Source organism: Flaviflexus sp. (assembly GCF_041440645.1).
Classification (GTDB): Bacteria; Actinomycetota; Actinomycetes; order Actinomycetales; family Actinomycetaceae; genus Flaviflexus.
Genome location: NZ_JASDVN010000030.1, coordinates 1 through 12061, shown reverse-complemented (window position 1 = coordinate 12061; position 12061 = coordinate 1). Strand labels below are relative to the sequence as shown.

Annotated in this window: 9 protein-coding genes, 1 tRNA gene and 1 pseudogene; 1 reads left to right on the top strand and 10 read right to left on the bottom strand. The window is 61.8% G+C overall.

Annotated elements, in window-relative coordinates; genetic code table 11:
- The 7 genes from rpmE to argS form a co-directional block, all read right to left on the bottom strand.
- On the bottom strand, positions 1-177 hold a 177-nt coding region (rpmE, locus tag QMB98_RS04060; RefSeq protein ID WP_371684400.1), incomplete at its 3' end, for a 50S ribosomal protein L31.
- A gap of 149 nt (positions 178-326) precedes the next feature.
- A complete protein-coding gene (gene rho / locus QMB98_RS04055; protein WP_371684381.1) occupies positions 327-2123 on the bottom strand; it encodes a transcription termination factor Rho in 1797 nt (598 codons plus the stop codon).
- Between the two features lie 191 nt (positions 2124-2314).
- Positions 2315-3205 (bottom strand): homoserine kinase, encoded by an 891-nt coding sequence (thrB, locus tag QMB98_RS04050; RefSeq protein WP_371684380.1) that lies wholly within the window; start codon positions 3203-3205, stop codon positions 2315-2317.
- The gene (gene thrC / locus QMB98_RS04045) at positions 3205-4305 is read right to left on the bottom strand and encodes a threonine synthase (protein ID WP_371684378.1); all 1101 of its coding nucleotides are present in this window, start codon (positions 4303-4305) and stop codon (positions 3205-3207) included. Before thrC ends, thrB begins: the two co-directional genes overlap by 1 nt.
- The gene (locus QMB98_RS04040) at positions 4305-5579 is read right to left on the bottom strand and encodes a homoserine dehydrogenase (protein WP_371684377.1); all 1275 of its coding nucleotides are present in this window, start codon (positions 5577-5579) and stop codon (positions 4305-4307) included. The genes thrC and QMB98_RS04040 overlap by 1 nt, the downstream gene beginning before the upstream one ends.
- A 42-nt stretch (positions 5580-5621) precedes the next feature.
- A complete protein-coding gene (gene lysA / locus QMB98_RS04035; protein ID WP_371684376.1) occupies positions 5622-6965 on the bottom strand; it encodes a diaminopimelate decarboxylase in 1344 nt (447 codons plus the stop codon).
- Positions 6966-8642 (bottom strand): arginine--tRNA ligase, encoded by a 1677-nt coding sequence (argS, locus tag QMB98_RS04030; protein WP_371684375.1) that lies wholly within the window; start codon positions 8640-8642, stop codon positions 6966-6968.
- Positions 8643-8790: 148 nt separating this feature from the next.
- On the opposite strand from argS, the gene QMB98_RS04025 reads away from it, so the two are divergent.
- Positions 8791-8866 (top strand) — tRNA-Arg (locus QMB98_RS04025).
- 190 nt (positions 8867-9056) lie between these two features.
- On the opposite strand, the gene QMB98_RS04020 is transcribed toward QMB98_RS04025, so the two are convergent.
- The 3 genes and pseudogenes from QMB98_RS04020 to QMB98_RS04010 all read right to left on the bottom strand — a co-directional run bounded on the left by QMB98_RS04020 (position 9057) and on the right by QMB98_RS04010 (position 11761).
- Complete coding sequence (locus QMB98_RS04020) at positions 9057-9965, bottom strand: alpha/beta-hydrolase family protein (protein WP_371684399.1); 909 nt, start codon at positions 9963-9965, stop codon at positions 9057-9059.
- 66 nt (positions 9966-10031) lie between these two features.
- Positions 10032-10751: pseudogene (locus QMB98_RS04015) on the bottom strand (alpha/beta-hydrolase N-terminal domain-containing protein); the annotation flags it as partial.
- Positions 10752-10975: 224 nt separating this feature from the next.
- Positions 10976-11761, bottom strand: coding sequence for a glycerophosphodiester phosphodiesterase (locus tag QMB98_RS04010; RefSeq protein ID WP_371684374.1), 786 nt, complete (start codon positions 11759-11761; stop codon positions 10976-10978).
- Between the last annotated feature and the right edge of the window lie 300 nt (positions 11762-12061).

Here is a 12061-nt window from a genome sequence, read left to right as displayed (position 1 = left end):
AGCCACGCGACCACCGGTGTCCAGAATCTTCTGCTTGCCGGTGTAGAAGGGGTGGCAGGCTGAGCAAACATCGGCGCGGATTTCGCCCGAAGCTACGGTCGAGCGAGTGGTGAACTGGTTGCCACAGGTGCAAGTAACCTCGGTGACATAGTATTCAGGGTGGATTCCCTGCTTCATGAGTATTCTCCTTGGATCGTTGATGCCCCGGGTCCGAACCCAACTCCCGCTCTGCGAGAGGCCGCATTTCTGCGTGGTCGGTGAACCGAAAGCCGTCAGGTAATTATGGTGCTGGAGTGGCCCGCCCCGCAAGGGGCGGGCCTGTGAGACTACTCTCCAGACTTCTGCATCGACTTGGCGATGGTCATGAGGAACTCGCCATTCGATTCAGACTTGCGCAGGCGGCCGAGAAGGAAGTCGGAGGACTCCTGAACCTCGAGCGTGCCGAGTGCGCGGCGCAACTGCCACACAATCTTGAGCTCTTCGGGGCTGAAGAGAAGCTCTTCGCGGCGGGTGCCGGACGCGTTGACGTCGACCGCGGGGAAGATACGGCGGTCAGCGAGCTGACGGGACAGGCGCAGTTCCATATTGCCGGTGCCCTTGAACTCCTCGAAGATGACCTCGTCCATCTTCGAACCCGTCTCGACGAGAGCGGAAGCCACGATCGTGAGCGAACCACCGTTTTCGACGTTGCGGGCCGCACCGAAGAAGCGCTTCGGCGGGTAGAGAGCGCCGGCGTCAACTCCACCGGACAGGATACGACCGGAGGCCGGAGCCGCCAGGTTGTATGCGCGGCCGAGGCGGGTGATCGAGTCAAGAAGAACAACAACGTCCTGACCGAGCTCAACGAGGCGCTTCGCACGCTCGATGGCAAGCTCAGCAACAACGGTGTGCTCCGCTGCGGGACGGTCAAAGGTCGAGGCAATGACCTCACCCTTGACCATACGCTGCATGTCCGTCACTTCTTCCGGACGCTCATCAACCAGCACAACCATGAGGTGCACGTCAGGATTGTTGACGGCGATCGCGTTCGCGATCTGCTGCATGATCATCGTCTTGCCGGCCTTGGGGGGCGACACTATGAGACCACGCTGGCCCTTGCCGATCGGCGCCACGAGGTCGATGACGCGCGGAGTGATCGCCTTCGGCGACGTCTCCATGCGGAGCATCTCGTTCGGGTACAGCGGGGTCAGCTTGCCGAACTCGGGACGCTTGAGCAGATCCTCGAGGGAGAGCCCGTTAACCGAGTCGATCTGTACGAGCGGGTTGAACTTGTGGCGCTGGCGGGACTGGCGTCCCTGACCCGAAGACTCACCGAGATCGCGCACAGCACCAACGATGGCGTCGCCACGGCGGAGCTTGTTCTTCTTGATGAGGGCGGCCGACACGTAGGCGTCGTTCGGGCCGGGCAAGTAGCCGGCGGTGCGCAGGTAGGCGTTGTTGCCATCGATATCGAGGATGCCGGCAACCTTGAGGAGAACATCTCCGTCGCGCACCTGATCGTTAAAGTCCGAGTCGCCATCGTTCTGACGCTCGTTGTTGCGCCGGTTCGAACGATCACGGCGATCACTGCGATCGTTACGATCATTACGGTCGCTACGATCATTGCGGTCGTTACGACCCCGATCGTCACGGTTGCGGTTGCCCCGGTCACGGCGGCGATCGTTGCGGCGACGGCGACCGTCCCCCTCATCCTCCGAGTCCTGATCGCGGTTCGTGTTCTGACCCCGATCATCCTCGTCGCGTCGGCCGCGGGAGGAGCGACGGTACGCCTCTTCGGCCTTGCGGGAGGCGGCCTCACCGAGTGCCTCGAGCGCGGCGAGCTTGTCTTCGGGCAGGTCGGGTGCGGATTCCGTTGCCTGCGCGGGTTCCGGGAGTTCAATCGCGGGAGCCTGCTGTGCTTCCCTCGTGTTCTCTACGGGTGCGGAAGAGGCATCTTCCTGAGCGGAGGGGGCATCCTGCGGAACGGGACGACCTGCGTCGCGGGCTTTGCGGATGGCGGAAATAAAGTCATTTCGACGGGCTTTAGCATCGAGTTCAAGCCCCATGGTGGCGGCGAGCTCTTGGAGTTCGCCTAGTCGCATCGCAGTGAGTGCTTTGCGAGGAGCGGAGGAATTTTCGCTCACTAGTTTCCTTCCTCGAATCCCGCGTGGAAGCGGGCGAGTTTTCTGTGCTGACCAGCGCTCATTGGGAGAAAAATTGACTCAATGCCCCAAAGAACTAGCGCTGTGGGATGTCACCGTGAACGAGCGAGGCCACGTCTCACTTCAAGTGGTGATAGGGCCAGCGTACCAGGTTGAGACAGAATATCGGTTATTTAATCAACAATGTGAGCACCCTGGCCAATGCCAGGGGTTGTGACCGCAAACCCGCGTGCCTCAAGAATCCTGCATGTCTGAGCATCCAGTTCATCCAGAACGAGGATCGCAGGACCCGCGCCGGAGATCACCGCCGGCCATCCGGCCGAACGGAGAGCGTCAAGAACCTCGGCGGAGGCAGGCATGGAACTGGCACGGTACTCCTGGTGGAGCCGATCTCTTGTTGCCTCTTGCAATAGGTCAAGGTCGTGACCCAGTGCGTGCACAAGAAGGGCGCTACGGGAAGCGTTAAAGGCCGCGTCAACGTGCGGAACCGTGGCGGGCAGGGCCGCGCGCGCCGTCGAGGTCGGCAAGATGCTCGTGGGAACCAGCAGGGTGGTGCGCAACTGGGGGTGCAGATCAAGGCTCACGGCGTGGGAGCGTCCCGCTCCGGACCAGGACACCACTGCCCCACCGAAGATCGCAGGTGCCGCGTTGTCGGGGTGTCCCTCAAACTCGGTTGCGAGGGTGAGGATATCTTCCTTCGTGAACAGGTCGGGCCGGCCCAGGAAGCCTGCGGCGAGCGTCAAACCAGCAACAACGGCGGCAGCGGAGGAGCCGAGGCCGCGGGACTGGGAAATGCCGTTGCGGCACACCATCTTGACGCCAGCGAGCGGCAGACCCGCAAACTCGAAGCCGCGCATGAGAGCGCGCACCACGAGGTGCGAATCGTCGGTGGGAAGCTCGTCCTGGCCCTCACCAAGAACCTCGACTGTGGTCTTGCCGGCAACGAGCGTTGCCTCGACTTCGTCGTAGATCCCGTGCGCCATGCCCATGGAGTCGAAGCCCGGGCCAAGATTGCCGGACGTAGCGGGAACCCTCACCCGGAGGGTCTCGGTCACCTGCCGCATTAGAGCCCCAGGACCTTCACTGCTGCATCGAGAGACGGTTCGATGACGTCGGGATCGATGTTGCGGCCCTCGAGAGCTGTCGCGGTGTCCTTGAGTCCGTTACCGGTCACGGTGCACACGATCGTTGCACCCGCGGGCACGTTCCCTGCCTTCGCGGTCTTGATGAGACCCGCAATCGAGGAGGCGGAGGCGGGTTCAACGAAGATGCCAACCTCGGAGGCCAGCAGTGCCTGCGCCTCGAGGATCTCCTCATCGGTCACGCGATCGATGAAGCCACTGGAGTTGTCGCGTGCCTCTTCCGCGTACTTCCAGGACGCGGGGTTGCCGATGCGGATGGCGGTGGCGATGGTCTCGGGGTTCTCAACGGGATGTCCAAGTACGAGGGGTGCCGAGTTCCAGGCCTGGAAGCCCCACATCTGCGGAACCGTGTCCACAACCTTCTCCAGGTGCAGAGCGGTATCGTCGATGGAGGCGAGGGTGGTGCGGCCAGCGTACTCGTTGTACCCTATCCAGTAAGCGGTAATGTTGCCCGCGTTGCCCACGGGAAGAACATGAATGTCGGGCGCCTTACCGAGGGCATCGATGATCTCGAATGAGGCGGTCTTCTGCCCCTGCAGGCGGTACGGGTTCACCGAGTTCACGAGGTCAACCGGGTACTGGTCGGTCAGTTCGCGTGTGATGCGCAGGCAGTCATCGAAGTTGCCATCGACGGCCACAAGTTTCGCGCCGTGCACGATGGCCTGGGCGAGCTTACCGGCAGCGATCTTGCCTGCCGGCAGGATCACCGCGCAACCAAGGCCCGCGGCCACGGCGTACGCGGCCGCTGAGGCGGAGGTGTTGCCCGTGGAGGCGCACGCGATAATCTCGGTGCCCGCGGCCTTCACCTTCGACACGGCCGTTGTCATGCCGCGGTCCTTGAAGGAACCGGTCGGGTTCATGCCCTCAACCTTGACGTGAACGTCGGCGCCCACGAGGTCCGATAGCTTCGGTGCGGGAACGAGCGGTGTGCCACCCTCAAACAGGGTGACAACGGGATCGGACTCCACAAACGGAAGCCTCTCCCGGTATTCATTAATCAGGCCACGCCACTGGTGTGCCATCAGTTCCCCTCTACCCTCATAACCTGCAGAACGCACTTGGCGTAGTCTGCCTTTTCAATAACCTCGATAGCCGACTTTACGCTAGCTGTGCGCGCCGCGTGGGTCGTAACAATGAGCTTTGCACTCTCATCATCAACCTGGCTCTGTCGCACCGCCAGAATCGACACTCCATTATCCGCAAAAGCGCCCGTCAGCTGGGTGAGCACGCCGGTCCTGTCCTCCACGGCAATATCGATCCGGTAGGAGGCGATGCCGTCCTCGGGTGTGAGGATCTTCAGGTCCCCGTACGTAAGTTCGCGGGGTGCCTGACCGCCGTGAACGCGGTGCGATGCACCGGCAACAACGTCGGAGAGAACAGCCGAGGCGGTCGGGGCGCCACCTGCACCACGACCGTAGAACATGAGCCTGCCGGCCCCGACGGACTCGACAACCACGGAGTTGAAGGAGCCACGCACTCCGGCGAGCGGGTGATCGAGCGGAACCATGGTCGGTTCCACGCTCAGTTCGATGCCGTGCTCGTGGCGGCGGGCAATGCCCAGCAGCTTAATGGCGAAGCCATCTTCCTTGGCCTCGGCAATATTCTGTGCAGTGATGGCGCGGATCCCGGTGGTGGGCACGTCCTTGAGGGAGACGCGCGTGTGGAACGCCAGGGACGCGAGAATAGCGATCTTGGCGGCAGCGTCGTGACCATCGACGTCGGCGGTGGGATCTGCTTCGGCGTAACCGAGGTCCTGAGCCAGCTTCAGGGCCTCTTCGAACGACAGGCCGTTGTTTTCCATCTCGTCCAGGATGAAGTTCGTGGTGCCGTTGAGGATGCCTACCACGGCCTCGACCCGGTCGCCGGCGAGCGACTCGCGCAGGCCGTACACGACCGGAACGGCGCCAGCGACGGCCGCCTCGTAGTAGACATCGACGTTTGCCTGGGCCGCGGCCTCGTAGATTTCGGGACCGTATTCGGCGAGGAGAGCCTTGTTGCCGGTCACGACGGAGGCGCCGGATTCGATTGCCTTGTGCACGAGGGAGCGGGCGGGCTCGATGCCGCCGAGGAGCTCGATGACAATGTCAGCGCTGGTTGCCAGCGTGTCGAGGTCCTCCGTCAGCAGGCTGCGATCAATCTCGGGATCGCGCGGGGTTCCAACGCTACGCACGCCGATTCCGACGAGCTCCAGTTCAGCGCCAACGCGCTGAGTGAAGTCCTTGGCCTGAGCCTTGAGGGCCTTCGCGACTGCGGTGCCCACAGTTCCACACCCGAGCAGGGCAATCTTGACTGACATTCTTCCTCCGATTGGCGATGTCTAGAGTTTGGGTTCCGTTACTTAGAGTTCCGGAAAGAGTCCGAGGACATCTTCCCAGGTTTCCGGCCTCATCAGCCAAGCCGTCCCCCTATCGGACACGGCGAGGACTCCCGGCTTGCGAACCATGTTGTAGTTCGAGGCCATGGAACGACCATACGCACCGGTCGCTGCGACGAGGAGCAGGTCACCGCGGGTGACGTCCTTGGGCAGGGCAACGTCCTTAACAACGATGTCTCCCGACTCGCAGTGCATGCCCACAACGCGGGTCGGCACCAGTTCAGCATCCGATTCCCTGTTCAGCAGCGCCGTGTAGTTGGCTCCGTAGAGGGCGGGACGGGTGTTGTCGCTCATGCCACCATCGATGCTCACGTAGCGGCGCACACCATCGTCGGTCATGACGTCCTTCGTAGCGCCGACCGTGTAGAGGGTTATGCCGGAGGGACCGGAAATGGAACGACCGGGTTCGATCGACATGCGGGGCACGGGGATGCCGGCCTTGTCGCACGCGGATTCGAGAGCGGAACGGATGCCCGCAATCATCTCCACCTCGGTCTGGGGCGCCGGATCCTCACCCGTGTACTGGATGCCGTAACCGCCGCCCAGGTCCACCTCGTGAACCTCGATGCCGCGCTTGGCAAGCTCGCCGGCGAACTCGATGACGGCGTCGGCCGCAGCCGCGAATCCCTGGGGATCCAGGATCTGGCTACCGATGTGGGAGTGGAGGCCAAGGAACTTCAGGTGCGGGTTCTTGGCGATCTCCGACACCACCTCGAGTGCGGCGCCCGTTGCGAGGGACAGACCGAACTTCTGATCCTCGTGGGCGGTTGCGATGAACTCGTGACCACCGGCGTGCACGCCGGTCGTGACGCGCACGAGGCAGGGAGCAACGACACCGAGCTCGGAAGCGATGGTGGCGATCTGCTCGACCTCACCCGGGGAGTCGACAACGATGCGTCCGATGTAGTTCTCGAGAGCAAGCTTCAGGGTCGAGTCCGACTTGGAGTTTCCGTGCAGGCCGATCCGCTCACCGGGTACTCTCCCGGCCAGTGCCGTGCGGAGCTCACCCTCGGAGGCGGTGTCGATACCGAGACCCTCCTCGTACATCCACCGTGCGACGGCGGGAGTGAGAAACGACTTTCCAGCGTAGTAGACGTCGCCTTCACCTATGGCGTCGACCCAAGCCTTCGCCCGCGCCACCATATCGTCCTTATCAACCAGGTAAACGGGGGTGCCGTTCTCCGCCAGTTCAGTCAGGGTGTGGCCTGCGAGGGCCACTTCTCCGTTTGCTTCTCGGGTGAGGTTGCGGGGCCAGGGGCCCTCGCCCGGTTCGGGTGCTGGGACGTGCGCGAGTGGTGCAAAAGGCATTTACATTTTCTCCGGTGCTGAGACGCCAACAAGATCGAGACCATTTGCCAGTACCTGTGTCGTGGCGTCGTTCAGCCACAGGCGAGCAACGTGACCGTCGGTCACTTCTTCATCGGCGCGAGGGGTGACGCGAGTCTGCCCGTACCAGGTGTGGTAGGCCGCTGCGAGCTCCTCGAGATAGCGAGCCACGCGGTGCGGCTCACGGAGCTCCGCGCCCTGGGCGACAACCTCCGGGTACTGCGCGAGCACTCCAAGCAGGGAGCTGTCGGCCGGGTGGTCGAGAGCGGCCGGGTTGAAGCCGTCGCGGGTCACGCCGTGATCGGCGGCGTTGCGAGCAACGGAGCGGGTGCGTGCGTGCGCGTACTGGACGTAGTAGACGGGGTTCTCGTTCGTGTGGGACGCCAACAGGTCCAGGTCGAGCTCGAGGGTCGTGTCAACCGAGGAACGAACAAGGGAGTAACGAGCAGCATCAACGCCAACGGCGTCAACAAGATCCTCGAGGGTGATGATGGTGCCGGCGCGCTTCGACATGCGAACGGGCTCCCCATCCTTCACCAGGTTGACCATCTGGCCGATGAGGATCTCGAGGTTCTGGCGGTCACCCGCGGTGTCGCCGAAGGCGCGTGCCATGGCGTACATGCGGCCGATGTAACCGTGGTGGTCTGCACCGAGCATGATGATGACGTGGTCGGCTCCGCGTTCCCTCTTGTCGAGGTAGTAGGCGATGTCGCCAGCAAAGTATGCGGCCTCACCGTCGGACTTGATGACTACGCGATCCTTGTCATCACCGAAGGAGGTGGTTTCGATCCAGGTTGCGCCGTCCTTCTCATAGACGTGGCCGCGTTCGCGCAGGACCGCGATCGAGCGATCAACGGCTCCAGACTCGTGGAGGGTGTCCTCGTGGAAGTACACGTCAAACTCGACACCGAAGTTGGCCAGCGCCGCCTTGATTTCGCCGAACATGAGTTCCACGCCGCGGGCACGGAAGACTTCCTGTGCCTCCTCCGTGGGCAGGGTCAACGGATCCGGCTCACCGGCTTCCTTGCATTCCGCGAGAACGCGATTGGCGATATCGGAGATGTAGGCGCCGCCGTAGCCGTTCTCGGGTGCCTCTTCGCCGCGAGCGCGGGCGAGCAGGGACTCGGAGAAGCGGTCGATCTGGGCGCCGTGGTCGTTGAAGTAGTACTCGCGGGTCACGGTTGCACCCGCGGCCTCGAGGAGGCGAGCAAGCGAGTCACCCACTGCCGCCCATCGCACGCCACCGAGGTGGATGGGGCCGGTCGGGTTCGCAGAAACGAACTCAAGATTGACGGCGCCAGGGGCGGCGTTGCTGCGGCCGTACTCGCGGCCCGCGTTCAGGATGGTGCGGGCAAGTTCGCCCGCGGCTCCCGCCGCGAGGCGGATGTTGACGAAGCCGGGGCCAGCCACGGTTGCCTCGTCGATGCCTTCCTGGCTCTCCAGTCGTTCGGCAAGAATGGTGCCCAGTTCACGCGGGTTGGTACCTGCCTTCTTAGCGAGCTGCATGGCAATGTTCGTTGCCCAATCGCCGTGATCGCGATTGCGGGGGCGCTCCACCTTGACCGTGGGAAGGTCGGATTCAGACAGGTTGATGGTCCCGTCCGCAACCGCCCCGTGAAGGACGGAATCGATAAGCGCACTTAGTTCGTCTGGAGTCATGGTGACATTCTAGCGATGGCGTGCCCGCGCAAACACCTCGGTCCATCAAGTGTGGGCCAGGACGCGCTCTGTGCATGACATGTCACAGGGGCATGGTTCTTGCTGTCGCGAGCGTTCCTGATAAAGTCAGTAATCGCGTAGTAGTTACGCCCCGATAGCTCAGGGGATAGAGCGTCTGCCTCCGGAGCAGAAGGTCGCAGGTTCGAATCCTGTTCGGGGTACCACTGTCATCAGGCCCAGCTTTCACTTGTGTGATTGCTGGGCCTGACCACTATCTCGCCTAGGTTCCCCAACCTGTCCACTACCACTAGGTCCACGACCACTACCTGGGGTGGCTCCCGGCCAGCGCTAACTGGTGACGGTTTCCTGGTCGAAGGGAACCATCGTTCTTGCTTGCCGAATGGACCAATCGTCTTATTGGTCGAAGGGAATGATCGTAGCGTAGGTTTCGATCTCATCCTGGATTGCTTGGAGAGTTTCTTCTGGTAGTCCCGGGTCTCCCAGGACGTTAATCCAGGCAGGCACGATGACATCTCCGTAGTTGTGACCGACGTGGGCGGGGACCTGGTCCGCGCCCAGCAGGTCGACGGCCACTTGAAGGCCGGTGATGATCGGGATCCATCTCATGGAGGTGGAGATGTGTTCGCTCCTCTGATCCTCGTCCAACCATTCCGGTTTCTGGAAGAACAGGTCGCAGGAGAACCAGGTGACGGGGTCGGTTTCGTGCTGGAGGTAGAGGACCCTCGGATGCTCCCACTCGGCAGTGGGGCCTGAGACATCGCCGCGGCCGGACATCAAGCGCACCTCCTGTCCGTTGTCGAGGACGGGCAGCGCCATGGGACTACCAGGATCCCTGTTGTTCTGGAGCTCCTGCCACATGGCGGAGGCGTTCGGTGTGCCAACGAAAAGTGCGCCATCCGTGCGAGAACGCAGGTCGGCGAGGTCTGCGAAGGCCGCCTGGCTGCCGCTCGCGCCGAGGCTAAGACCGTACACGATGAGTTCGGGCCGATCGTCTTCCGGTAGCTTCAGCCATTCCGCTTCGACCGCTTCAAAGAGAATGGCTGAGGCCTCGTCGGGAAGCTCAGGGTCGAAGAGGAACGACACCCAGCTGGGAACGAAGGCGTACTGGATGGCGGCGATGGCTGTGTCTCCACCGTACAAGTACTCCAGGGAGTCAACCGTTTGCGGCTCCAACCATCCCGAGCCCGTTGTGGTCGCGACAACGAGAATCTCGCGATCGAATGCGCCGGTGCGGAGCAGTTCGTCGACAACGATCTCGGCGCGTTCCTCTGCCGTCGGTGCCGTCTTCATCCCCGCGTACACCCGAATGGGTTCGAGCGCTTCCCTGCCGGTAATGTCCTCAATACCCTGCGCGGAGGGGCCAGCCCCGAGGAACAGGGAACCGTGCCTGCCGACGGTGTCCCACTCGACCGCGGAACCCGGGCCTGCCGACTTGAACTCGGTCGTGGGCGCCTCAAGATCGTCGTAGGGGAAGCCGTTGGAATTACGGAAGTGGATCTGCACCCCGTAGTACAGGAGGCTACTGGCAAGCGAGATCGACAGTATGACGACAACGAACGAGACGAGGAAGGCCCCCACCGGCTTCAGGCTCTGCTCGCACCTGTTGTAGAGGCGAGTGACGGACTTGCCAATGAGGATGAAGATCGCGGATACGACGAGGAAACCGATGAGGAACGGCAAGAACCTCAACACGTGCAGAGGTTCCAATTGAACGAGTTCGCGGATCTCGTTCTGCCACTCGAACGTCAAGGGGTACAGGCCCGCGATGGCGAGAAGCCACGCAACGACCTACGCGATCCACCAGCGGCGAGAAACCCTGGGATGGTCGCCGTTCGGCCAGACCATCTTCCGGATGAACTTCCAGACGATGACGCCGAGGAGGTAGCCAACGGAGAATCCGAGAGCAACGCCCTGCAGGAGTGCCGGCCGAGGTAGGAGCGACGGCGTAATCGCAAGGACGCCGAAGGCGAAGCCTCCAACGGCTCCGCCCGGATCGAGATACCACCATTGCTGCGCGGATTTGAGTTCCCGCTCGACGGGTTCACTCTCGTCGTGGGAGGAAACGTCGGGAGATACTGTCTCAGTCATGGCATTCGTCCCCCATGGATAAGTGAGTCATTCACTATCTATCAGTGACTCAAAAACTCAGTCGCCAAAGTGGCTACGCTCAACATCCGGGTTGAGATCTCACTCCCGTCACGTTGCGTGAGGTCAGCTTACGGAAGATTATGGAAAGAGAGCCACTAGATTGGCTTTCTACGAGAGTTTCAGAGGTATCCCAGAGCGGGATTGCTCGGTCGAGAACCCTCTTGCTACGCGTCCTGTTCGCCGTAACGTGTGTTGAGGAGATTCCGGGCAAGGTTGGGTCGATCCGTGATGATTCCGTCCACTCCCATGTCCAGGATCTCGATCATGTCCTTGACCTCGTTGATGGTCCACACGTGGACGGCGATGCCGTGCTCGTGAGCAAGGTCCACGAGATCCTTGCTCAGGATCGGGATGCCACGGAAACTCGTCGGTATCTGAACGCACACGGCCCCGTTCCTCGGCCCCGGCACTCCCCTCATGAGAGTCTTGAGGAGCTTCTTCGGTGCCTTGGACGCAAGAAAGAGACGCGTAACGGCGGCCGTTCCCATGCTCGTGGCAATCCCTGGTACGTGCTTCCTGATTCTCCGGAGCCGCTTCTCCGAGAACGACGCAATGAGAACCCGGTCGTTGTACCGACCCGAGCGGAGCAACCTGATCATGGGGTCCAGAGCCGAGTTCGCCTTGATGTCAATGTTGAAATCGATGTTCGGGAACTGCTCGAGTGCATCCTCGAGCTTCATCGGGGCGTTCCCCGATTCGTCGTGCAGTTCTTTGACGTCCGCCCAGTCCTTGAGAGAGATCGGACCCGACCCGTTCGTTGTTCGGTCGAGAAGCGGATCGTGGATGAGTACCAGCACACCGTCAGCCGTCGAGTGAGCATCTGTTTCAATGTAGTTGAAGCCCTGGGACTGCATTCCCTCAAAGGCTTCAACGGAGTTCTCTGGATACTCGTCGGCTCCCCCGCGGTGGGCAAGAACAATCGGCCGGTCAGTACGCTCCCAAGATCTCATACCCACATTCTCCCACTTGGAAAGCACAAGTAACGCCAAGCAGAACAGAACTAAACTCCCGGCGAAGCCATAACCGTGCCTTCTTCATCGGCCGTCATCGAGACTTCTTCTGGGGACTATCACCGAGACCTGCTCGCCCCGGCACTACCTCAAACAGACACGAACGAGACGCAACGATACAGCGAGCGGTGTCCAAACAGACGGGAATCGAAACAGGCAAAGTGGCTCTTCATAATTGAGTGTGTACGCTCGGTGTCAAGCTGTGGTGAGTCAGTTGGGGGTTATTTTGTTGTTGTGTTT

Bases quoted from the DNA above. Each gene is read 5' to 3' on its own strand.
- thrC (WP_371684378.1), bottom strand. From the start codon at position 4,305: ATGGCACACCAGTGGCGTGGCCTGATTAATGAATACCGGGAGAGGCTT.
- argS (WP_371684375.1), bottom strand. From the start codon at position 8,642: ATGACTCCAGACGAACTAAGTGCGCTTATCGATTCCGTCCTTCACGGG.
- thrB (WP_371684380.1), bottom strand. From the start codon at position 3,205: ATGCGGCAGGTGACCGAGACCCTCCGGGTGAGGGTTCCCGCTACGTCC.
- QMB98_RS04040 (WP_371684377.1), bottom strand. From the start codon at position 5,579: ATGTCAGTCAAGATTGCCCTGCTCGGGTGTGGAACTGTGGGCACCGCA.
- lysA (WP_371684376.1), bottom strand. From the start codon at position 6,965: ATGCCTTTTGCACCACTCGCGCACGTCCCAGCACCCGAACCGGGCGAG.
- QMB98_RS04010 (WP_371684374.1), bottom strand. From the start codon at position 11,761: ATGAGATCTTGGGAGCGTACTGACCGGCCGATTGTTCTTGCCCACCGC.